This window comes from Roseateles sp. FW305-36 (assembly GCF_058787015.1).
This window is the reverse complement of the sequence record NZ_JBYSZK010000028.1, coordinates 1-22,166: the sequence shown is the minus strand read 5'-3', so window position 1 is coordinate 22,166 and position 22,166 is coordinate 1. Positions and strand designations below refer to the sequence as shown.

Genomic DNA, 22,166 nt, shown 5'->3' with positions numbered 1-22,166 from the left:
GCCGCGCAAGACGCTCGGCTTCCAGACGCCCGCTGAGAGATTCAGCGCATGTGTTGCGATGACCGGTTGAATCCGCCGCACATTGCTGACCCACGCATGCCACCTGCGAGTGGTAGCACCCAGCCTCAAGCCGACCTACACGTTGCGATCCACCGCTAAGTCAGCTTGAGGCTGATTCTGTCGAGAAACTCGATCTGTGAACGCGCACACGTTCCAGTAGAAAAATCCACCGCTCAGATCGATCCAGGATCGACGATCGCAATGTCGGCAATGGTCGAGGAACCCCTGGGAAAGTGCATCATGGTCGGGGCGCGAGTTTTCAACAGAATCGGCTGATTGCAGCCCTTCGATGAACTGCTTGGCAGAAGGTCGGATACGCGGCAATGCCGCCGATGGCTGGGTGTATTGTTCGCCCATTGGCCATGCCCGTAGCCGCCATCCAGGCACTTATGGAGCAGCGAAATGACGAGCGACTTGCCCGAGGCAACTGAAAAGGCTTTGCTATCGCCGGAAGAACGGTTCGTCGAGTTCCAGTATGAGCAGATGAAGGACTTAACCAAGCACTTCCTCACCTTGATTGCTGGCACCTTAGTGCTCACGGTCAGCTTCGCCGAAAAAATCGTGCCTTTGGCCAATGCACCGCAGTACCAAAAGGCGCTCCTGGCGGCTTGCTTCGTCAGCTTGTTCGTCGCCTTCGCACTTGCAGGCACGGGGCTGGCCGGCATTTTCCTGGCTGCTGTCGCTGCACGCGAAGGCAAGGTCTGGTCTTGGACTCACAGCTATTCCTGGCTTGCGCGTAGGTCATATATTGCTATCGACATCGGTGGCATCTTCTTTGTCCTCGCGCTGGCGTTTCTGGCGTTGCTTGGGGTGCTTCGTCTCATCTAGGCATTCGCTCAAGGCAACCTCAGCAGCGAGCCCTCGCGCACTCCCGCCGTCCCGTGTCGATCGTCCCCAAGACAGGAACCCGTATGTCCGACAACGAGCCATCCACCGAGAAGCCCTGTCCGTCCCTGGACTCGCTCCTGGACCAACGAGCGCGGATCCAAGCTCACCACCTGGTGTTCGAGTTCTACCAGCGCGTTGGCATTGGCCTGGCCAACCTGAATGAGCGAGGCCCAGCACGAGGCATGCTGTCGCTGGCGGCCTCCCGGCAAGCTGGCGCGGTGCCACGAACATGGCGAAGACCAAGGGAACTGCCGCCTATCGCATCGGCTTGCTGCTGCAGATAATTTCAGCCGTCTGTGCCGATGATCTCGACGACGAGGCTCGTCGCCTGCTAACTGACTGAATACATGCGCCTATGCGCCATCCGTTTCCTTGATCGGAAACACACGCGACCTCATCTTCCAGGAACATGATTGACTTAGAACCCTATGCAAGCCAGTTTGACAAGGTCTACCCGAACTATGGCGATGCCAGGTACAAAGACCTTCTAGGCCTCATGGCGCGCTACGACTCTCCGTCAATCCTTGAGGTGTTGTCGAGTGAACAAACCAAGAGAGCTATCGACCTGATCGCGCCGCTGATAGAGGTCAAGAACTACAAGTCACAAGTCCCGTTTCCACGCGACGTACTCGGCGTTGTCAGTTGCATCGCCGGCATACGTACCACCGCAGTCTCTCCAAGCGATGTCTTTGCGCATCACGGCACTCTCTTCGAAAGACTTGTTGAAACTCAAGGATTTCAACTTCCGACCGTCTCGGCGATTTTTCACTTCTGTCATCCAGGGTACTTTCCCATCGTAGATGTCAATGTTGAGTCGGCATGCCGCCTCCTGCAGTCGCGCTTCCCAGAGGACTTTCAGTCGATTCAAACGCCGAAGCTGCCGTCGCTGCAGGCCAAGTCGAACACGAAGCTCGAAAGCTATCGATGCTTCGTTCGCTTCCTGTCAAAGGTAATCGACTGCCAGCGTCGCTACACGCCTGGCGCTGACTTCCGTTTTGTGGACAAGGCGCTCATGGTCTTCGGAGTCGATCGCTATCGAAGTCCAATCGAATAGTCGGGCGCAGATGCGCGTGCGAGGTGATCAGGATTTCTCTCTGCAGATGCCCAGCAACTTCAGCCTCGATTGTTGGCACAAGAGGTCCTGACAACGCAGCGACTGCCCTGCATGGGCTAGGGCAGCCGGACACCTTGGGGACCAAGTTCAGGATCAGCGCCTGGTCCTTAAGGCTTCCAGTCGCGGTAGCACTTTGCTCGACAAGCACGGCGTCCTGCCGCCTCAAGGCCTCGAGCGAACAAGAAGCCTCCGCGAATCCGGGGCCGTTCACCGCACCATTTCGAATGGTTGGCAACCGAACTAGCCTCTGCTTAACTTGGCACTGCGAAGGGTGGCGACGGCGGCAGCTGAAAAGGTAGAGGAACGCCTCAGCGAATCCGCAGACAAGCTGGAACAGGTCAACGAGACTTTGGCACGCGAAGCGCGTCGAGCTGGTTGAGGCAGCCCGGCTGCTCAAAGCCCGTGCATTTGGGTGACTCGTCGCCGGCGAAGTTGCATGCTGCCAGGCGCCGAAGGCTTCCCACGCACACGGTGCGATGAATCGACGTTGCGCCGGTGAACAGCTCTGGCACTTCGGCGACGTGTTCTGCCTGCCCCAGTTCCCGCCTGCCTCGGCAGACCCGATACTTTCAGGGCCTTGACGAGGCTCCGCCCTGGGCCGCCCACCACAGGCCACCCCACAGGTGATCCAGATACCGCGCCTCGCGGTACATCTCCCCGTTGTGCCCCAGCGCCGTGACGAACACGCGGCCCTTCTCGACGTTGTGCCACCAGCTCACCGGGTGGTCGGAGCCCATCCCCTTGGCGACCTGGCCGGGCCAGATCTTGGTGGGGTCGTAGCTGCGCTCGTCCACGGCCAGCACCGGGTTGATCTTCACACCGTGCGGGTTGCTGAACTCGTACCACTCGTCTGACCAGATCCATTGGTCCGGCAAGCCGTACGTCGCGGGATGCGACGCGTCGGCCTTCGTGACGACGGCCGTCTGCAGCATGGGATGGATGACGAAGCTGCGGCCGACGAGCTTTTCGTACCAGGGCCACAGGCCCGGCTTGCTGATGATGGCGCGGTGCACGACGACGGCGTTGCCGCCGGCCTTCATGTAGCGCTCCAGGCCCGCGCGCTGGGCCTCGTTGAATTCCTCGCCCGAGCTGTTCAGCAGCACCACGGCTGCGTACTTGCTCAGGTCGCCCTCGAAGGCGCCGGGCTGGGCCGTCCAGGTCAGCTCGAAGGCATGCAGCTTGGCGAGCTTCTCGAAGCTGTCCCGCGCGATGGGGATGTACTCGTAGTGGTACTTGGTGGGCATGGCCAGCACCAGCAGCGAGAACTGGGCGTCGCCGGCCTGTGCAGGCACGGCGGTGCCAGCAACGGTGGCGGCCACGGCGAGGGTCTGCAGCGTCTTCTTGATCATGGTGCAGCCGATTCTTCCACCGCGCGGTTACAGGCGGCGCTCAAGCGAGAGCAAGGCGCATGACTTTGCGGCCGCGAGCCCGGCGTGGCCAGAATGCCCGGATGCCCTCGACGCCCTTCTCCCTCGTCCCCACCGACCAGCTCGCCCCCGAAGCCCTGCACGCGGCCTTCGTGCGGGCCTTTGCCGACTACCTGATCGGCCCCTTCAACCTGGCCCTGGACCAATGGCCGGGCTTTGTGCTGCGCCAGGGCGTGGACCTGAGCCTGGGGCGAGCGGCGGTCAGTGCGGAGGACGGCAACGTGCTCGCCTTCGCCCTGGTGGCGCCGCGGCCCGCGCTCAAGCGCTGGCGGCTGGGCACCATGGGCGCGGTGCCGCAGGCGCGCGGCAGCGGCGCGGCGGTGCAGCTGCTGCAGGACTTCATCCAACGAGGCCGCAAGGCCGGCCTGAAGGCGCTGGAGCTGGAGGTGTTCGTGCAGAACGAGCGCGCCGCCCGCCTGTACCGCCGCCATGGCTTTGTGGAGCGGCATTCCCTGCACGGGTGGCAGCACGTGGTGAACCAAGAGGAGGCCGGCGAGCCTCGCACGCCGCCGGCCGAGCTGGCCTGCACCCAGGCCGAAGCGCTGGCCTGGCTGCGCGAGGCCGAGGGATCAATAGCCGACCTGCCGCTGCAGGTGGGCGCCGACGTCGTGGGCGTGCTGACGGTGCCCTGGACGGCCTGGCGGCGCGGCAGCGCGCAGCTGGTGTTCACGGGCGACCGGGAGAGCGGCGTGCTGGTGCGTTCACTGATCGACCGCAACCCCGCCCAGCAGGATGCCGAGGCCCTGGTGCAGGCGCTGCTGGCGGCCCACCCGGGCGCCAAGGTCAGCGTGCCGCAGTTGCAGCGCGGCGACCTGGGCGGCGAGGCCTTGCAGCGCCGCGGCTTTGCCGTCGAGCCGCTGCACCAGGCCCTCATGCGGCTGGACCTCTAACCCGCCTCCAGCCAGCCGCCCAGCTGCCGCATCGCCGCCGGCGTGCGTGCCAGGCTGCGGTGGTTGGTGCCGGCGAGCTGGTGCACGGTGACGGCCGAACCGGCGTGGCGCAGGGCCTGCACGAGGGTGTGCGAATGCGCGAGCGGCACCTGATCGTCGCGCTCGGCCAGCAGAACCAGCACCGCCCCACCACCCCCCACCGCCCGCGCGGCGGCGACGCTGTCCAGCGGTGAGCGCAGCCAGGGCGTCAGCGGCGCAATCAGCGGGTTGCGGCGCAGCACCGCGCGCAGGCTCTTGAGCGGGCTGATCAGCGCGACGCTGGCTGCCGGGCGGCCCGCAGCCGCCAATCGCGCAGCGAGCTGCATGGCCACGCCGGTGCCCAAGCTGCGGCCGGCCAGATGCAGGGCGCTCGAGGAAAGGGCCAGCCGAGCCAGCCCCCAGGCCGCGGCAGCCTCGGCGTCGGCCACGCAGGCGGCCTCGCTCGGCCAGCCGCTGCTCTCGCCCAGGCTGCGGTAGTTGAAGGCCAGCAGGGCGCAGTCGTCGGGCAGCCAGCCGGCGAGGTCGGGCGTCCAGGCGACGTGCTCGTTGCGCCCGCCAAACCACAGCAGCAGGCGGCGCGGCGGGGCTTCATCCACGGGCACAGTCAACCAGCCCTGCAGGCGCACGCCGCCGGGGCGCTCCAGCCAGACGGCCTCGGTGCGGCGCCGGGCGGCGGCGGGGCCGGGGTCGGTGCGGCGGATGACCCAGGTGCGGCCAAACAGCAGCTTGCCCTGCAGCACGGTGATGGCGGCAGCCAGCGCGATGCAGGCGAGCAGGGCCCAGGCCCAGGGGGTGAGGTTGGCGAGCTGCAGCATGGCGCCGCCCAGGCTAGCCGGCCGACATGACAGGCCGGTGATGCGGCATGCCGTCGCCGGCCACCGCTCAGGCAGGCGGGCAGAACGTACAGTGGGGCCCTGCAGCTTGTGGGAGGCGCAATGACGGCAATGCAAGCGCCGCTCCAGTCCATGCGGTTCGCGGACTTGGAGCTGCGCCCAACGCAGCGGGAACTGCTGATCCGCGGCGAGAAGGTGGAGCTGGGTGCCCGCGCCTTCGACGTGCTGCAGCTGCTGGCCGAGCGCTCGTCCCAGATCGTCAGCCGCAAGGACCTGCTGGAGATCTGCTGGCGCGGCCTCGTCGTCGAGGACGGCAATCTGTCGGTGCAGATGTCGACGCTACGCAAGCTGCTCGGCCCGGACACCATCAAGACCATCCCCGGCGTGGGCTATCGCTTCAGCGTGGCGCCCGAGCCCCTACCCGTGCTGCCCGCAGCGGCCGCGCCGGTCAGCCCGCCGCTGCGGCCCGGCAACCTGCCGCTGCAGGGCCCCCAGCTGATAGGCCGGGACGACGACATCGCACGCGTGGCCGCACTGGTGCGCGAGCACCGCGTCGTCAGCATCGTCGGGGCCGGCGGCATCGGCAAGACGCGGCTGTCGCAGGCCGTGGCCCAAGCGGTGCGCGACGATTTCGCCGGCGGCGTGTGGCTGGTGGAGCTGGCCTCGGTGGCCAGCGCCGAGCTGGTGGTGGCCGCCGTGGCGCAGGCCCTGGGCCTGTGGCTGCCGGACAAGGAGCTGGCGGCGCGCCAGGTCATCGAAGCCCTGCCCGAGTCGACGCTGCTGGTGCTGGACAACTGCGAGCAGGTGGTGGAGGCCGTCGACCAGTTCGTGCAGGAGCTGATCCAGGGCAGCGGCGCCCACGTGCTGCTGACCAGCCAGGTGCTGCTGAAGCGCTCGGAGGAGCATGTGCACCGGCTGGACCCGCTGTCGGTGCCGGTGGAGGGCGATGGCCTGCAGGTCCGCGACCATGGCGCCGTGCAGCTGCTGGAAGCTCGCGTGGCCGCGCTGGAGGCGGGCTTTCGCATCGACGCCCGCAACGCCGCCGACGCCGCCGAGGTGTGCCGCGAGCTGGACGGCCTGCCGCTGGCCATCGAGCTGGCCGCCGCGCGCGTGCCGCTGCTGGGTCTGGCCGGCGTGCGCGAGCGCCTGGGCGAACGCCTGCGCCTGCTCACCGGCGGTTCGCGCAGCGGCCCGGCCCGCCACCGCACCATGCGCGCCGCGCTGGCCTGGAGCCATTCGCTGTTGGCGCCGGCGGCCCAGGTCGCGTTCCGGCGGCTCAGCGTATTCGCGGGCAGCTTCGGCGTGGACCAGGCCGAGGCCCTGCTGCGCGACATGGAGGCCGGCGGCGACGACGCGATGGCCTTGCTGGGCGTGCTGGTGGACCAGTCGCTGCTGATGCGCGTCGACCGCAGCGACCCGCAGCGTCACCGGCTGCTGCAAAGCGCCCGCGAATACGCCGCCGAGATGCTGGTGGCGGCGGGCGAGGCCGAGGCCGTGCGGCGTCGGCACGCCGAGGTGATGAACGAGCTCTTCCTGTCGTCGCTGCAACAGCGCTGGGCCGAGGCCTCGCAGCGGCGGCTGCGGCGCTTCCTGCCCGACCTGGACAGCGTGCGCGCGGCCCTGGCCTGGGCCGCGCAGGCCGACGCGGGCCTGCACGCCTCGCTGGCGGGCGCGTCGGGCTGGCTGTTCGGCGCGGCGGGCCAGTGCCTGGAGGGCCGCAAGCATTGCCGCGAGGCGCTGAGCCGCCCCGGCCCGCTCGACGCCCGCACCGAGGCCCGGCTGCAGCACACGCTCGGCACGCTGCTGCACGACGATTCCAGCCGCGAGAAGATCGAGGCGGCCCGCCGCGCGGTCGTGCTGTACGGGGCCGCTGGCGACGACGCCGGCCTGTATGCAGCCCTGGGCCGGCTAGCCATCTCGGCCTCACTGTGCGACGAGTACGAGACCGCCCAGCAGGCGGTGGACGAAATGGAAGCGCTGTGGCGGCGACAGCAGGAGACCTGGCCGCCGCTGGCCTACTGGGATCTGCTGAACGCCCGCGACTACGTGGCCAATCTGTTCGGCCGCCTCGACGAAGGCAAGGCCCTGGCCCAGGACCAGATGGAATTGGCCGAGGAGGCCGGCGACACCTTCCGCATGCTGTTCGCGATGATGGCGCGCGAGCAGTGCACCGCCACCGACGAAGACTACGCCAGCGCGGTGGTGCAGGGCCGCGCGCTGGTGGCGCTGGCGCAGCACGAACGCTATGCCGAGAAGCTGCACGTCTACATCGCCAACCTCGCCACCGCGCTGATGATGGACGGACAGCTGCCCGAGGCGCTGGAGCAGGCCGGCGAGGCCTTCAAGCTGGACAAGCTCAACGGCTCGGTGTGGCAGAGCCTGGACATGCTGGCCATGCTGGCCTTCAAGGACGACCGCCCGCGCGATGCGGCCGTGGTGCTGGGCCGGGCCGAGGCGGCCAACAGCTGGCGCGGCGAGAACTTCCGCGAGCCGGTAGAAAGCCATGTGCGCCAGGAGCTGATGGCGGCCCTGCAGACCGCGATCGCGCCGGACGAGCGCGAGCAATGCATGGCCCGCGGCGCCGCGATGAGCAACGAGAGGGCCGCCGAGATCGCGCTGAAGCTGGACCGGACCAAGGCCCGGCCCGCCGGCATCGCCTGAGGGGATTACTTCAACGTCTTGAGGTGTTCGACGACGGTGCGGCGGAAGTCCTCGTCGGCATAGCGCTTGGCCATGTCGGAGTCGGCAGCGTGGCCAAGCCGGGCCGCCAGGAAGGCATTGGTGTCCTTGAGGAACTCCATCAGGTTGGCTTCGTCCCAGACCAGGGGCTTACCCTGGGCGTCGCGCAGCGCGCCGGCCGCCTTCATATCGGGCGAGTAGGCGTAGCCGGAGGCGCTGGCCAAGGGCCGCATGAAGACACCGGCCAGCGCAGGCGCCTCGTCGGGCGTGGCCGGGTCATGGCATCTCATGCATTCGGAGAAGGCGGCGGCCTTGGCGGCTTTCGTCAGCACGAGCTTCTTGGGCTTGGGCGCCGTGGTGGCCGCCAGCGTCACGACGGGCGACGCGACCGGCACGCTGGCGCTCTTGCCCTTGAGCCAGTCGACGAACAGGCCGGACTTGGCGGCGGGGTCGAAGTACTCCTTGGACAGGCAGTTGTACAGCGCCTCTCTTTCGGGCTGCGACAGATTGGGCCCCTGGCCGCCGGAGCCGATCGGCATCTGGTTGCCCAGGATGTGGGAGCGGATGATGTTGGGCATGGAGCCGTCATCCTTGTGGGTGCGCTTCTCGGTGGCCAGCGGGAAGTTCAGCATGCCGACGCCGCGGCGCGAGGCGCCGCTGTGGCACTCGGCGCAGTTCATGTTGGCGATGACGCGCTGCACCGACTGCGGGTTCAGGTTGCCGGTGCAGGACTGCAGCGAGGCTGCCGTGCGCACGGGGCCGCCGTTGTTGGCGTCCGGCCCGAACTGGGGCCCGTAGTTGGCAGGCGAGGCGATGCCGTCACTGGCGTCGACCTCGTAGACCGGTGAGCGGCGGTATGCGGTGCGGATGTAGCGGCTCAGGTCGGCCACCACGTCGGCCGGCAAAGGCGCCGCGGCCTGCGCCGGCTTGGCGCTGGAAGGCTTGGCGCTGGAAGGCTTGGCGGTTTTGGGCTTCAGAGCCGGCAGGGTGACGGGCGTGACCTGGTTGTTCACGAACTGGTAGAGGCCGCCGGGATGGATGCCGATGGGGATGGTCTTGTGGCAACGCAGGCAGTTGTCGGTGATCTGCTCAGGCATCTCGCGCCGGAACTTCAGCGTCAGCTCGCCGGAGCTGCCCGGCTTGGGCACGCGATACCAGTCGACGACGGCGTCGAAGCGCCCGTCGGCGCGCGGGTCAGTGCCGCGGGCCACGGCGACGACCGACACGTTCTGGATGGTCTTGCTGTGGTCGAGGCCATCGTCGGGCAGCCAGATGCCGAACTGGATCCAGCGGTCGTACTCCTGGTCGGTCTTGCCGGGCACGAGGACGAAGAAGCGACCGAAGGTCTCGGCGTCGTCGGGGGTGGTCAGGAACTGCGAGCGGTAGAGCAGCACTTTCCATTCCTGGCCATCGACCGGGCAGCCCGCCACCTGGGTCACGCCGGCCGGCGGATGGTTCTGCGTGTCGATGAGCTTGAAGGCGTCGTGGTAGCGCGCGGGGTCGCTGATGTTGCGCAGGAACTCGGGGCTTTGCAGCAGACAGGGCAGGGTGACCTGGGGTTCGATGCGCCGCAAAAACGCGACGTCGTCGAGCTGGTGGCCGAACTGGTGATCGAGGCTCTTGTTGTAGTTGGCGTTGTCCTGGGTGCGCACGAACTTCGAGAAGTTGCCGACGACGGCCAGCGGCGCGGTGTGGCCGGTGCTGGCGCAGAGATCGAGGAAGCTGGTGAAGCGGCTGGACCGGTCCATCACGTCTTCGAGATCCAGATAGGCCTCGCCGGGCGCGGTGACGGGCTTCAGCGCCAGCAACTCGTCGACCCGCTGGTCGCGCCAGGTCGCCCAGTCGGCGTCCTTGTCGGGGCAGACCGGCTGCTGATCGAGCAGCAAGTTGAAGGTCGGTGCCGCGGCCTTGCGCTTCAGGGCCTGCTTGGCCCGCACGCGGGGGCTGTCGCCCTCCGCATGCGCCGTTGCCATTGAGCCCAGCGATGCCAGGGCCAGGATGCTGGTTGCCAGGAGCTTGTTCATTTCGTTGCCTCCGCTGCAAGACCGCGACGCTAGCCGCCGGTGCGGGGGCGGGCATCCTCAGCTTTGCGGAGCCCGGGCACGAACAGCAGGCTGCCTGCCGACCTCAGCGCGTGCAGGGCGTGGCGCGCAGCGGTGCGGCCACGGCGACGCGGGCGGGGGCCGCCCTGGGCGTCCACACCGTCAGTGCCAGGCCGACGCCCACCAGGGCCGCGCCGGCGATCTCGTTGGCATGCGGCGCCTCACCCAGCAAGGCGCGCACGGCGATGACGGACACCGGCACCATGTTCAGGAACAGCGTGCCCATGGGCGCGCCGAGCTGCTTCACGCCAGCGTTGAAGGCCAGCACGCCCAGCACGGTGGGGATGAGCGCGATGTAGACGAGCTTGGGCGCCAGGCCCAGCACCAGCTCGGGCGACGGGGCTGGGGCCCAGCCGACGAGGGTGGCGAGCACGGCGGCCACGGCCAGCCAGGGCAGGGCGCCGATGGCCGTCAGGGCGGCGTATTCCAGCGGGCTGTGGTCGGGCAGCTTGGCCATGGCGCGGGTGTAGAACACCCAGCCCAGGGTGCCGGTCAGCGTGATGGCGTCGCCCAGCAGCATGCGGCCGTTGATCTCCCCCGCATGGCCGAACAGGTTGGCGACTGTGGCCACGCCGGCCAGAGCCAGGGCAGCGCCAGCCACGGCGCGCAGCGGCGGGCGTTGGCCGTCCAGCAGCCAGCGCAGACCCAGCGTCGTGAAGGGCATGGTGGCCATGATGACGGAGCCGTGCGAGGGCTGCGACAGGCGCAGGCCGTGGAAGACCATGATGCTGAACACGCCATAGCCCGCCAGGCCGACCAGGCTGTGGCGCAGCGCGTGGCGGCGCAGCTTGGCCCAGGGCTGTTGACCGGCAAAGTGCACCAGCAGGGCCAGCACGCTGGTGGCGAGGGCGTAGCGCACCAGCGTGAACCAGACCGGGTCGAGCTGAGCGACGACGGGCTTGCCGATCAGGAAGAGGCTGCCCCAGGCCGAGGTGGCGAGCAGCAGGGCGACGATGGCGCGGGGATTCGAGTTGGCGGTCATGGAGGGCTCCAGACGATTTCCTATGCCCTCACTCTCGGCGCCCCGCGCGAATCCATCCATTCGTTTCGGCGGACCGTCCCGTTCGGAAAATCCGCACCCCCGTCCGCGCCACCCTGCGCAGAATGCAGGCCATGGAGATCTACCAGCTCAAGACCTTTGTTGCCGTGGCCACCGAGGGCAATCTGACGCGCGCCGCCGAGCGCGTGTTCACCAGCCCGCCGGCCGTCAGCGCCCAGCTCAAGGCGCTGGAAGACGAGTTCGGCGTCAAGCTGTTCGAGCGCAGCGCGCGCGGCATGACGCTGACGGCGGCCGGCGAGCGCCTGCTGGCCGAGGCTCGCCGCACGCTCTCTGCCGCCCAGGGCATGCAGGCGGCCGCGGCGCAGATCCGCGGCGAGGCGCGCGGCCAGGTGCGCATGGGCACGGTCAGCGACGCGGTGGCCCTGCGCCTGGGCGAGGTTTTCGTCCACCTGGCCGAGCACCATCCCGGCGTGCAATTGCAGCTGCAGCAGCTGGTGTCGCTGCGCGCCATCGCCGCCGTGCGCAAGGGTGAGCTGGACTGCGCCTGCGTGCTGCATGAGCACGCCGAGATCGAGGGCCTGGAGGTGAAGCGCCTGCAGGCCTGCGAGATCGTGCCGGTGGTGCCCCAGCGCCTGCTCCTCAATGGCGGCCTGCCGGCCGACCTCGCGGGCCTGACCACCCTGCCCTGGGTGACGACGCCGCCCGATTGCGGCCTGCGCATCCACCAGGAACGCCTCTTCACCCAGGCCGGCGCCGTGCTGGAGATCGGCCTGCAGGCCGACACAGAAGTGGCCGTGCGCAGCATGGTGGCGGCGGGCATGGGCGCCGGCATGGTCAGGCGCGACCAGGCCGTGCTGATGGAAGACGCGGGCCAGGCCCGCATCTGGCCGGGCTGGGCGGCACCGACCTGGTTCTGCTGGATCAGCAGTGCGACAGCCATGGCCACGCCCGCCGTGGCAGCGGTGCGGGACGCAGTGGCACAGACTTGGGTCTGAACTGGCCCAGGCGGGCGCCGGGCTGCCGAGTCGCCAGCATCAGCACGGCGCCTACCGGCAGCCGCCCGCCGGAGGCCGAGCCAGGCATCCTCAGCCGTGCGGCGTCGCCGCGTCATCGCCCGGTCATGCGCGCGCCACCGCCACGGAGCACACTCCGGCCATGGCCTACACGCACACCCTCGCTGGCGAGCGCTACCGCTTCGCGGACCTGCGCACGCTGCTCGCCCGGGCCAGCCCGCGCCGCTCGGGGGACGAGCTGGCCGGCGTGGCCGCCGCGAATGCGCGCGAGCGCATCGCCGCGCAGCTGGCCCTGGCCGACCTGCCCCTGAAGGCCTTCCTCAGCGAAGCCGTCGTGCCCTATGAGAGCGACGAGGTCACGCGCCTCATCGTCGACACCCACGACGGCGCCGCCTTCGCGCCCATCGCCCACCTGACCGTGGGCGGCCTGCGCGACGCGCTGCTGGCCGAGGCGGTCGAGCCGGCGCAGATCGCCGCCGGCCTGACGCCGGAGATGGCCGCCGCCGTCAGCAAGCTCTGCCGCGTGCAGGACCTGATGCTGATCGCGCGGCGCTGCGAGGTGGTCACGCAGTTCCGCAGCACGCTGGGCCTGCGCGGGCGCCTGGCCACGCGGCTGCAGCCCAACCACCCGACCGACGACGAGGCCGGCATCGCGGCCAGCCTGCTCGACGGCCTGTTGATGGGATCGGGCGACGCGGTCATCGGCATCAACCCGGCGACCGACAACCTGCCGCAGGTGATGCGCCTCGTGCAGATGCTGGACGCCGTCATCGCCCGCCACGAGATCCCGACCCAGAGCTGCGTGCTGACCCATGTGACCACGACGCTGGAGGCGATCAACCGCGGCGCGCCGGTGGACCTGGTGTTCCAGTCCATCGCTGGCACCGAGGCCGCCAACCGCGGCTTCGGCATCACGCTGGATTTGCTGAAGCAAGCGCAACAGGCAGCGCTGGCGCTGAAGCGCGGCGGGCGCCAGGTCATGTACTTCGAGACCGGCCAGGGCAGCGCGCTGTCCAGCGGTGCCCACCACGGCTGCGACCAGCAGACGCTGGAGTGCCGGGCCTATGCGGTGGCGCGGCGCTTCGAGCCCCTGCTGGTCAACAGCGTGGTCGGCTTCATCGGGCCGGAATACCTGTTCGACGGCAAGCAGATCCTGCGCGCCGGCCTGGAAGACCACTGCTGCGCCAAGCTGCTGGGCCTGCCCATGGGTGTGGACGTCTGCTTCACCAACCACGCCGAGGCCGATGTCGACGACATGGACGGCCTACTGACCTTGCTGTGCGCAGCCGGCTGCAACTACATCATGGGCGTGCCGGGCTCGGACGACATCATGCTGGGCTACCAGAGCACCAGCTTCCACGACGCCCTGGCCATGCGCCGCCTGCTGGGCCTGCGGCCGGCACCGGAGTTCGAGGCCTGGCTGCAGCGCATGGGCGTGTTCGAAGCCGACGCCCCACGGCTGGCGGACGGCGATCTTCCCGCACGATTTGCGGCACTTCTGGAGCGAGCATGAGCGTCGTCGAGCAACGCTGGGCAAGCCTGCGCCGCTACACGGCCGCGCGCATAGGCCTGGGCCGCGCCGGCGCCAGCGTGCCGACCGCCGCTCATCTCGCCTTCCAGCAGGCGCATGCCGAGGCGCGGGATGCGGTCCAGGCACCCCTGGATGCCCAAGCGCTGCTGGCCGGCCTGCGCGCGCTGGGCGAAGCGCCACTGCAGGTCGGCAGCCGTGCACCGGACCGGGCCGTCTATCTGCGGCGGCCGGACCTGGGCCGGCGCCTCAGCGATGACAGCGCCGCGGCGCTCGCGGCCTTGCAGGCTCCCGAGGTCGATCTCGCCTTCGTGCTGGCCGATGGCCTCTCGGCCCTGGCCCTGCAACGCCAAGCACTGCCCTTGTTCACTGCACTGCGCGAACGCTTGCGGGCCGAGGGGGCATGGAGCTGGGCGCCGCCGGTCGTCGCCACGCAGGCCCGCGTGGCCCTGGGCGACGAGGTGGGGGCCCTGCTGAAGGCGCGCTGCGTGGTCGTGCTGATCGGCGAACGGCCGGGCCTGTCGGCACCGGACAGTCTCGGTGTCTATTTCAGCTGGGCGCCGCGCCTGGGCCTCGTCGATGCCGAGCGCAACTGCATCTCCAATGTGCGCCCCGAAGGCCTGGCGCCGGCAGCAGCGGCAGCCAAGCTGCACACGCTGCTGGACCAGGCGCGAACGCGCCAGCTCAGCGGCGTGGCGCTGAAGGACGAGGAAGACGAGCGCGCTCTGCCGTCGGCGGCGGGCGCGCCATTGATGCGATTGCTCGCGGGCTAGCGGCTGTGGCGCGGCGTCATGGTGTCGATGCCGGCACCCGGGTCTTCCTCGCCGGCCACCGAATCATCGAAAGCGCCTTCCTTCACGTCGCGCGCCGGGCGCTGCTTGGCGGTCGGCCGTTGGACGTCGCCGGAGCGCGGCGGCACCGTGGCAGCGGGTTCGGGCGGGATGGGCGGGGTGCGGGTGGGATCAGGCATGGCAGCCTCCGGATTCAAGAAGCAAGAAAGGGCGGCAGTGCCGCCCCTTCGATTGCAAGCGGCATGCGCCGGCTTACATCCACCAGGTCGAACCGTAGTAGTCGTAGACCTTGCGGCCGTACTCGTCGTTGTACGTCGGGGTTTCGTCGCTGGCGTAGCGCGGCGCCCGTTCCAGCTGGGCCTTGTCGACGTTGACGACATAGCCGTCCTTGGAGGTGTCGTACCTCAGCTGGTCCCAGGGCAGGGGGTAGCGGTCGGTGCCCATGCCGAGGAAGCCGCCGAACTCCAGTGCAGCGTAGCGCACCTGGCCGGACTTCTTGTCGATGACGAGGTCGTCGATGGAGCCGAGCTTGTCGCCGCTGGGGCTGTAGACGGTGGTGCCTTCGACCTTGGAGGAAGAGATGGTGGGGGTGACGCTGGCCATGATGGGCTCCTGCAGAAAGTTGAACACGAGAGCACGGGGCAAGCGGCTCGCCCGCCCCGCCAGGTGCTGAACACCATGGGTTCAATATGCTTGTCATGGCCTGCCGAGGCAGTCGGGAGGCGCGCACCGGCCGTGTAGGAGCAGGCCCTAGTTCTCGTCCAGGCTGATCAGCCCCTCGCGAAGGGCCCATTTGACGAGGGCCGCGATGTCGTTCAGGCCCAGCTTCTTCATCAGCCGGCTGCGGTAGGTGTCCACCGACTTGGGGCTGAGGTGCAGGGCCTCGCCGATGGCGCTGCTCGTCGCGCCCTGGGCCACCATCAGCAGGATCTGGCGCTCGCGCGGCGACAGGTCGCCCTCGTCGCCGGGCGTGCCGCCGGCGGTCAGCATGGAGGCGGCGAACTCGGCCGCCTGCGGGCTGAGGAAGCGCTCGCCAGCTGCCACGGCCGTGACGGCCTGCAGCACCTCGGAGCTGGCCGAGCCCTTGAGCAGATAGCCCCAGGCACCGAGCTTGAGCGCCTCGGCGACGTGGCGGGGCTGGTCGGACATGGTCAGCACGATGACGCGCAACTGCAGGCCGCGCTTCTGCAGCTCGGCCAGCAGCTCGAAGCCGGAGCGCTGGCCCAGGCGCAGGTCAAGCAGCACGACGTCGGGCAGCAGGCGCCCGAGGTCGGCCAGGGCGGGGGTGGGGCCGGCAGCCTCGCCGATCACCTCGTGGCCGGCGGCTTCCAGCACGACGCGCAGGCCGTCGCGCATGATGGCGTGGTCATCGATCAAGTAGATGCGGCTCATCGGCGGGCGTCTCGTCGGTGGCTTCCCAGGTCAATTCAACCATGGTGCCACGACCGGGACCGCCGTCAATGCACAGCGCGGCGCCGATGGCCAGGGCGCGCTCGCGCATGCCGATGAGGCCGGCGCCGACCGGCGCCCGCAGGCCCTGACCGTCGTCGCTGATGGACAGCTCGAGCAGGAGTTCGTCGCCGTCCAGCCGTACCCGGATGGTCTGGGCGCCAGCATGGCGCAGCGCATTCAGCAGAGCCTCGCGGGCGACCATGAAGACGGCGTATTCGATGTCGGCCGGCCAGCGCTGCATCTGCGTCGCGTCGCTGGCTTGGAACTCGATGCGGGCCTCGCCGTCCTCGGGGCGATGCTGGCGGATCTCGTTGTCGATGGCGGCCGCTAGGCCGAGTTCGTCGAGCAGCGGCGGGCGCATCTCGGCCAGCACGTCGCGCACCTGGCGGTTGGCCAGCGTGATGAGGTTGCCGATGCGCTCGTCCATGCGCTCGCGCTGCACGGCGCCGCCCGCGCGACCCGCCTCCCAGTGCAGGCGCAGCGCGGCCAGGGTCTGGCCGAGTTCGTCGTGCAAGGACTGGGCCAGCCGGTGGCTGGTGCGCTTTTCCTGCTCGAACAGCCGGCGGTTGAGCTGCGTGAGCTCGTCACGATGGGTTTCGACGTGCCGACGCTGGGCGATGTGCTGGGCGCACTCCGCGAGCCGACGCCGCGCGGTCCAGATGCCGGCGATGGCTGCCAGCAGGGCCACGACAAGTCCCGCCCAAAGCATGGCCTGTCTCAGCGGGTGCAGCGTTGCGCAGAGGCGCGCACGCGCCGCCGCAGGGTCATCGGTCCTTCATCGCACATGGCACCCCTCTTCTGTTCGCCTAGTAGCCACTGTCCTTCAATAGATGTAACAGCGCCATGCCGGCCGTGTAGGGGATTCTTGACGGCTGCTGTCGGGGTTGCCGGAAACCCCTCAGGACCCCCTCGCCAGACGGGCGCGGCACGAACAAGATGCGCCCCATGCTCATTTCTCTCCCTTACGAAGCCGCCGCGCCTGTGCTGATGCTGGCGGGCGCCGCACCATCCGGCTTCAGCGCGCTGCTGTGCGAAGCGGGTTACCGGGTGCGCAGTGTCGCCTCGGGCGCGGCCCTGTTGCGCCTACTCGCTAGCGAGCCCGCGCCTGGCCTCGTCCTGCTGGGAGAGACCGTGGGCGACCAGCATGGCCTGGATCTGCTGAACCGGCTGCGCGGTGCCGCGGCGGCCCCTTCCATTCCCGTGATCTTCATCTCCGCGGGCGGCGACGAGGAGTTGGCCCTGGCCCTGGGCGCCGACGATTGCCTGAGCCTGCCGCTGCGTCCGCTGTTGCTGCTGGCGCGCGTGCAGGCCCAGCTGGAACTGCGCCGCCTGACGGCCCTGAACACTGCCCGCGCAGCCCGGCCGCTGGGGGCCTCCGCTTGAGCGCCCTGCCCCTTCCTGCCTCGGGCCCGGCGCGCTGGCTGCGCCGGCTGCGCGACTTCGGCCGTAGTCGGCTGCTGCGCCGCCGCAGCCAGGCGCTGGGCGTGCAGGCCGTGCAAATGCTGAATGCGGTGCTGGCCGACGCCGGCATGGCCGTCGTCGTGCACGACGCCGAGGGTCGCTGCCTGCTCTGCAACGAAGAAGCGGCCCGCGTGGCCGGCCTGGCCGTGGCGCCACAGCCCGGCAGCAGCCTCATCGGTCGCCTGCAGGATGTGATGCTGCACGGACCTTTCGAGGTGGTGGAAGCCGAAACCTGGCAGACGCCGGCCGGTCCGCGGCTGTTCCGCGTCCACCGTGGCCGCCTGGCCGGCGATGGCGAGCCACGCTATCTGGTCGCCCGCGACGTGACCGAGCAGCGCCAGGCCGCCGAGCGGCTGACGCGCAACGAGCAGCAGCTGTCGCTCGCCATGCGTGGCGCGGCCCTGGGCCTGTGGGACTGGCAGGTGGCCACCGGAGAGGTTCACGTCAACGAGCGCTGGGCCGAGATGCTGGGCTACCGCGTCGAGGAGATCGAGCCGCATCTGGACGGCTGGCGCGCCCTGGTCCATCCGGACGACTGGGCCGCCATCGACGCCTCCCTGCTGCCGCATCTGCGCGGCGCCACCGACAGCTACCGCTGCGAGCACCGCCTGCGCCACCGCGATGGGCACTGGATCTGGGTGCTGGATGCCGGCCAGGTCGTCGAGCGCGACGCCGAGGGCCGCGCCTTGCGGGCCCTGGGCATCCACCTCGACGTGACCGACCGCCGCGCCGCCATCGACGCGCTGGAGCGCTCGCGCCGCGACTTGGAGGCGCGGGTGCAGGAGCGCACGGCGGCGCTGGAACGCGCCATGGCTGACGCGCGCGCGGCCAACGAGGCCAAGTCGGCCTTCCTGGCCAACATCAGCCACGAGATCCGCACGCCGATGAATGCCATCGTCGGCATGTCACGCCTGCTGGCGCGTTCGATCACCGACGCCGAACAGGCCGCCCGCATCGACACCATCGAAGGCGCCGCCGCGCATCTGATGACCTTGATCGGCGACGTGCTTGACCTGTCCAAGATCGAGGCCGGCCACATGGAGCTGGAACAGCTACCGCTGGCCCTGCCCGAGCTGCTGCGCCAGTCGCTGGGCCTGTTCAGCCCGCAGGCCCAGGCCAAGGGCGTCGCGCTGCGGCTGGATGCCGCCGGCCTGCCCGAGCGCCTGCTCGGCGACCCGACGCGGCTGCGCCAGGCGGTGCTCAACCTGGTGGCCAACGCCGTCAAGTTCACCGACTGCGGCGAGGTGGCCCTCAGCGTCACGCAACTGCCCAATGACGACGGCGATGCCCATGCGGTGCGCCTGCGCTTCGAGGTCAGCGATACCGGCCCCGGCTTCGGCCCCGACGTGGCGCGACGTCTCTTCAGCGCCTTCGAGCAGGGCGATCCGTCCGTCGCGCGCCGCCATGGCGGCACCGGTCTGGGCCTGGCCATCACACGGCGCATTGCCGAAATGATGGGCGGCGAGGTCGGACTGGCCAGCAAGCCGGGCCGCGGCGCGCGCTTCTGGTTCACGGCCCGACTCGCGCGCGACCAGCGCCCGCGCGGCTTCGAGGAGGGGCCGTCGCTGCGCATGTCGGCCGCCGAACGGCTGCGCCTGCGCCATCACGGCCGACGCGTGCTGCTGGTGGAGGACAACCCCGTCAACCAGGAGATCGCGCTGGCCGTGCTGGCCCAGGCCGCCTTGGACGTCACCGTGGCGCCGGATGGCGAAAGCGCCCTGCGCGAGGCCGCAGCCTACCCAGCCTTCGACGCCGTGCTGATGGACCTGCACCTGCCCGACATGGACGGCTTCGAGGTCACGCGCCGGCTGCGCGAGGCCGGCCTGCAGGCCCCCGTGCTGGCGCTGACCGCCAGCGCCATGCCGCAGGAACGCGCCCAGAGCGAGCGTCTAGGCATGGCCGCCTTCCTGACCAAGCCGCTGGACCCGGATGCGTTGCATGAGACGCTGCTGACTGCGTTCACCGAGGCCGCCCAGCCCGCCTGAACGTCGGCCCAGGCCTACAGGGCAAAGTCCCGGGCGCCGACTGCGGCGCCGCCGCGGAGCGCCGAAAGTGCTGGAGTCTCATCCGCTGCCTGCCCAATGCCGCCCCGCCAGAGAGTCCTGCTGTTGACCGTCGCCGCCCTGGTCGCCGCGGCGGCGCTGAGCGCCTGCCGCAAGGAAGTGCCGCCACCGCCCGGGCCCGAAGAGCTGCCCAAGCCCAAGGTGGCCGCCTCGACATATGAGCTGCCCACCGCCTATGTGCGGCTGGGCCACTGAGGCGCCAGCAGTCCAGGGACGACTTCGGCGCCGCCCTGCACAGGCGGGTGGCTCCCGGCAGCCGCAGCAAGGCCGCCCGACCGGCGCCTAAACTGCGCGCCTTTCGCGCGCTTGCCGGTTCCGATGTCCACGACCACCCTGCTCCTCCAGCTCATCGTTATCCTCGGCGTGGCGCGCGCCTGCGGCTGGTTGCTGCGTTATCTGGGTCAGCCCCAGGTGGTGGGCGAGATGGCCGCCGGCCTCGTGCTGGGCCCGGCCGTGATGGGCTTCTACCTGCCGGACCTCCACGCCCAGCTCTTCGCCAGGCCCCTGCTGGGCGGCTTGAACGCGCTGGCCACGCTGGGCCTGGTGCTGTTCATGTTCGTCGTCGGCCTGGAGATCCGCGCACCGGGCGGCCTGCGCTCGCAGCTGCGCTCGGCCGGCAGCGTCGGCCTGCTCAGCGTGCTGGCGCCGGCCGTGCTGGCCCTGGCCATCAGCCCCGCTCTGCACCCTGGCCTGGCGCCTGCGGGTGTTGGCTTCTGGCCCTTTGCCCTCTTCATGACGGCCGCCGTCTCCATCACGGCCTTCCCGGTCATGGCGCGCATCCTGAAGGACCGCGGCATGACCCAGACCCGCTTCGGCCAGCTGGCCCTGTCCGGTGCCGCCGTCGTCGACGTGTTCGCCTGGGTGCTGCTGGCCTTTGTCGTCGCGCTGGCCGGCGCCGGCGAAGGCTATGCCAGCCTGGCCCGCATCGCTGGCGGCACGCTGGCCATCGGGGCCGTTCTCTACGTCGTCGCGCGCCCCCTGTATGCGCGGCTGCTGGCGACGCGCGCGCCCGATGGCGAGCCCACGCTCGGCGTGCTGGCGGCGCTGATGCTGGGCCTGCTCGCCTGCGCCGCGGCCACCGAGTGGCTGCATCTGCACGCCGTGTTCGGCGCCTTCCTGTTCGGCGCCATCTTGCCGCGCGACGACCGCCTGCTGCAGTCGGTCATGCAGCGCATCGAGCCCCTGTCCATCGTGCTGCTGATGCCGTTGTTCTTCGCGCTGGCCGGCCTGTCGACCACCCGCTCGGCCTTTGCCGGGGGCGCCCTGGGCGCAATGCTGCTGGTGGTGGGCGTTGCGACGGTGGGCAAGCTGGTGGGCGGCTGGCTGGGCGCCCGCGTGGCCGGCCTGAACGGCCCCGAGAGCATGGCCACCGGCGCGCTGATGAACGCCCGCGGCCTGATGGAGCTCATCGTCATGAAGGTCGGCCTGGACGTCGGCCTCATCGGGCCCGACATGTTCACCATCCTGCTCATCATGGCCCTGGCCACCACGGCCATGACCAGCCCGTTGATCACGCTGGCGTTGCGGTATCGGAAGCGGGTCGAGGGGGCGGAGGCGGCTTGATGCAGATCCAGATCAGTTCCGCCGACTACCTGTCGGCGATCCGCGCAGGCATGAAGCCTCGCCCTGCGTTTGCCGTACTGGGCGGCCTGATCATCGTCCTGGTGCTGGTCGCGTTGATCGTGCTGCTGTACGCCTGGCATGCTGGAGAACGCGACTGGACCGACGCGATCGGCTTGGCAGCGATCGCTTACTTTCCCGCCTGGTACTGGCTCTACCTGCCCTGGAAGGTGCGGCGCCTGTATGCGCAGCAGCGCGCCCTTCAGGAGCCGGCGTCGGTCGAGATCAGCGCCGGCGGGTTGGAGTTCCGCACGGCGAACGGGGAAGGGCTGCTGCGCTGGGAGAACGTCTATCGGTGGCGAGAGAACGGGGATGTTTTTGTCCTCTACCAGTCCGACGTGCTGCTGCATCCGATCCCCAAGCGGTGCTTCGACTCGGTCGAAGCCCAAAGCGATTTCAGGATGCGGCTGCTTGACCGGGTGGGGCCCGTCGGCGAGCCTCGCAAGCGGTCGTGATGCCAACCGCTAGAACGTCGGCGTCGTTGCCTCAGGCTGAGGCCGCCGACTAGCTGTCCTCGGATCCACCACAGGCAGCTACGAGATGGTCTATCGAAGCAGCGGGCGGAGACTGGATCAAGGGCTGGTGCGCAGCGCCGCATCGGCGGTGGCCTATGCGGTTCTGATGATCCGCTGCCGGCGTCGGCGCTTGGTTGACCACCGAACGCGAGGTCGCCACCTCATACGGCGGCCTGTCATCCCACAGCCGCCATCGCCAGACAGTCATTGTCGCGCCGACTCGCAAGAGATCAACATGCCTGTGGGTCATGCAGGCTCCTGAGCCGCGCTGCGATCACGGCGCTGGTTCCCCGGGTTGCTCGACGGGGATGTTCCGCGTCTTCGCCTGCTGAATCCCACCCGCTGCAGGGTCGCCCGTGCACAGGGCATGCAACGCCACGCCAACAAACAGAAGAACGCCGCACGCCAGCCACCGCCTGCCCCACAGGAGCAACGTCATCAGCGCCGTGAGGCCGACGATCACCAGCAGCCCACACGCGCACCAGCGCGCCCACACGTTGTGCGCAAGCAGCCCGCGACCGACCAGCCACAGCCCGGCGGCACCCAGCAGTCCCAGACTGCTCACGGCCATGCATGCCAGGTAAATCAAGTCCTCCAGGCCTCCTAGCATCCGCCCTAGCTGTGAAGAGTCAACACGTTCTTTCGAGATAGCGAGAGACGTGACATGGGCGGCTTGAGGTCAATGCCGTGA

General features: G+C 69.4%; 21 protein-coding genes. 12 read left to right on the top strand and 9 right to left on the bottom strand.

What is annotated here, in order from left to right; genetic code table 11:
• Positions 1-462 precede the first annotated feature (462 nt).
• Positions 463-888 carry a hypothetical protein gene (locus tag AC3WOE_RS29890; protein WP_492696060.1) on the top strand — a complete coding sequence of 142 codons (426 nt, stop codon included), beginning with the start codon at positions 463-465 and terminating at the stop codon, positions 886-888.
• Positions 889-1,357: 469 nt separating this feature from the next.
• A complete protein-coding gene (locus AC3WOE_RS29885) occupies positions 1,358-2,002 on the top strand; it encodes a hypothetical protein (RefSeq protein ID WP_492696058.1) in 645 nt (214 codons plus the stop codon).
• A 629-nt stretch (positions 2,003-2,631) separates the two neighbouring features.
• On the opposite strand, the gene AC3WOE_RS29880 is transcribed toward AC3WOE_RS29885, so the two are convergent.
• On the bottom strand, positions 2,632-3,411 hold the full coding sequence (locus AC3WOE_RS29880; protein ID WP_492696056.1) for a ThuA domain-containing protein: 780 nt from the start codon (positions 3,409-3,411) through the stop codon (positions 2,632-2,634).
• Positions 3,412-3,512: 101 nt separating this feature from the next.
• Here AC3WOE_RS29880 and AC3WOE_RS29875 point away from each other — a divergent pair, with 101 nt between their 5' ends.
• A complete protein-coding gene (locus AC3WOE_RS29875; RefSeq protein WP_492696054.1) occupies positions 3,513-4,379 on the top strand; it encodes a GNAT family N-acetyltransferase in 867 nt (288 codons plus the stop codon).
• Here the strand turns inward: AC3WOE_RS29875 and AC3WOE_RS29870 are convergent.
• Positions 4,376-5,233 (bottom strand): alpha/beta hydrolase family protein, encoded by an 858-nt coding sequence (locus AC3WOE_RS29870; RefSeq protein WP_492696052.1) that lies wholly within the window; start codon positions 5,231-5,233, stop codon positions 4,376-4,378. The two genes, AC3WOE_RS29875 and AC3WOE_RS29870, sit on opposite strands and share 4 nt — an antisense overlap.
• Before the next feature lie 129 nt (positions 5,234-5,362).
• On the opposite strand from AC3WOE_RS29870, the gene AC3WOE_RS29865 reads away from it, so the two are divergent.
• On the top strand, positions 5,363-7,912 hold the full coding sequence (locus tag AC3WOE_RS29865) for an ATP-binding protein (RefSeq protein ID WP_492696050.1): 2,550 nt from the start codon (positions 5,363-5,365) through the stop codon (positions 7,910-7,912).
• Positions 7,913-7,917: 5 nt separating this feature from the next.
• Here the strand turns inward: AC3WOE_RS29865 and AC3WOE_RS29860 are convergent, their stop codons facing one another.
• Complete coding sequence (locus AC3WOE_RS29860) at positions 7,918-9,954, bottom strand: hypothetical protein (RefSeq protein ID WP_492696048.1); 2,037 nt, start codon at positions 9,952-9,954, stop codon at positions 7,918-7,920.
• A 103-nt stretch (positions 9,955-10,057) separates the two neighbouring features.
• Positions 10,058-11,014 (bottom strand): DMT family transporter, encoded by a 957-nt coding sequence (locus tag AC3WOE_RS29855; protein ID WP_492696047.1) that lies wholly within the window; start codon positions 11,012-11,014, stop codon positions 10,058-10,060.
• 131 nt (positions 11,015-11,145) lie between these two features.
• On the opposite strand from AC3WOE_RS29855, the gene AC3WOE_RS29850 reads away from it, so the two are divergent.
• The 3 genes from AC3WOE_RS29850 to eutC all read left to right on the top strand — a co-directional run bounded on the left by AC3WOE_RS29850 (position 11,146) and on the right by eutC (position 14,346).
• Positions 11,146-12,027: a LysR family transcriptional regulator gene (locus AC3WOE_RS29850; protein WP_492696045.1), complete on the top strand. Its 882-nt coding sequence runs from the start codon at positions 11,146-11,148 to the stop codon at positions 12,025-12,027.
• Between the two features lie 160 nt (positions 12,028-12,187).
• Positions 12,188-13,558 carry an ethanolamine ammonia-lyase subunit EutB gene (locus tag AC3WOE_RS29845; protein WP_492696043.1) on the top strand — a complete coding sequence of 457 codons (1,371 nt, stop codon included), beginning with the start codon at positions 12,188-12,190 and terminating at the stop codon, positions 13,556-13,558.
• Positions 13,555-14,346: an ethanolamine ammonia-lyase subunit EutC gene (eutC, locus tag AC3WOE_RS29840; RefSeq protein ID WP_492696041.1), complete on the top strand. Its 792-nt coding sequence runs from the start codon at positions 13,555-13,557 to the stop codon at positions 14,344-14,346. Before AC3WOE_RS29845 ends, eutC begins: the two co-directional genes overlap by 4 nt.
• Here eutC and AC3WOE_RS29835 read toward each other — a convergent pair.
• From AC3WOE_RS29835 to AC3WOE_RS29820, 4 genes are all read right to left on the bottom strand, one after another.
• A complete protein-coding gene (locus tag AC3WOE_RS29835) occupies positions 14,343-14,543 on the bottom strand; it encodes a hypothetical protein (protein ID WP_492696040.1) in 201 nt (66 codons plus the stop codon). The two genes, eutC and AC3WOE_RS29835, sit on opposite strands and share 4 nt — an antisense overlap.
• A gap of 73 nt (positions 14,544-14,616) precedes the next feature.
• Positions 14,617-14,967, bottom strand: coding sequence for a PRC-barrel domain-containing protein (locus AC3WOE_RS29830; RefSeq protein ID WP_492696038.1), 351 nt, complete (start codon positions 14,965-14,967; stop codon positions 14,617-14,619).
• Positions 14,968-15,114: 147 nt separating this feature from the next.
• Entirely contained in the window at positions 15,115-15,756 is a 642-nt protein-coding gene (locus tag AC3WOE_RS29825) for a response regulator (RefSeq protein ID WP_492696034.1), read from the bottom strand.
• Entirely contained in the window at positions 15,731-16,525 is a 795-nt protein-coding gene (locus AC3WOE_RS29820) for a sensor histidine kinase (protein WP_492696030.1), read from the bottom strand. Before AC3WOE_RS29820 ends, AC3WOE_RS29825 begins: the two co-directional genes overlap by 26 nt.
• Before the next feature lie 236 nt (positions 16,526-16,761).
• On the opposite strand from AC3WOE_RS29820, the gene AC3WOE_RS29815 reads away from it, so the two are divergent.
• The 5 genes from AC3WOE_RS29815 (at position 16,762) to AC3WOE_RS29795 (ending at position 21,415) form a co-directional block, all read left to right on the top strand.
• Positions 16,762-17,199 (top strand): response regulator, encoded by a 438-nt coding sequence (locus tag AC3WOE_RS29815; RefSeq protein ID WP_492696028.1) that lies wholly within the window; start codon positions 16,762-16,764, stop codon positions 17,197-17,199.
• Complete coding sequence (locus AC3WOE_RS29810) at positions 17,196-19,262, top strand: PAS domain-containing hybrid sensor histidine kinase/response regulator (RefSeq protein ID WP_492696026.1); 2,067 nt, start codon at positions 17,196-17,198, stop codon at positions 19,260-19,262. Before AC3WOE_RS29815 ends, AC3WOE_RS29810 begins: the two co-directional genes overlap by 4 nt.
• 123 nt (positions 19,263-19,385) lie before the next feature.
• Positions 19,386-19,535, top strand: a complete 150-nt coding sequence (locus AC3WOE_RS29805; protein ID WP_492696024.1) for a hypothetical protein — start codon at positions 19,386-19,388, stop codon at positions 19,533-19,535.
• A 123-nt stretch (positions 19,536-19,658) separates the two neighbouring features.
• Complete coding sequence (locus AC3WOE_RS29800; RefSeq protein WP_492696022.1) at positions 19,659-20,903, top strand: cation:proton antiporter; 1,245 nt, start codon at positions 19,659-19,661, stop codon at positions 20,901-20,903.
• Positions 20,903-21,415, top strand: coding sequence for a YcxB family protein (locus AC3WOE_RS29795; protein ID WP_492696020.1), 513 nt, complete (start codon positions 20,903-20,905; stop codon positions 21,413-21,415). Before AC3WOE_RS29800 ends, AC3WOE_RS29795 begins: the two co-directional genes overlap by 1 nt.
• Positions 21,416-21,749: 334 nt before the next feature.
• On the opposite strand, the gene AC3WOE_RS29790 is transcribed toward AC3WOE_RS29795, so the two are convergent.
• Positions 21,750-22,064: a hypothetical protein gene (locus tag AC3WOE_RS29790; protein ID WP_492696018.1), complete on the bottom strand. Its 315-nt coding sequence runs from the start codon at positions 22,062-22,064 to the stop codon at positions 21,750-21,752.
• Between the last annotated feature and the right edge of the window lie 102 nt (positions 22,065-22,166).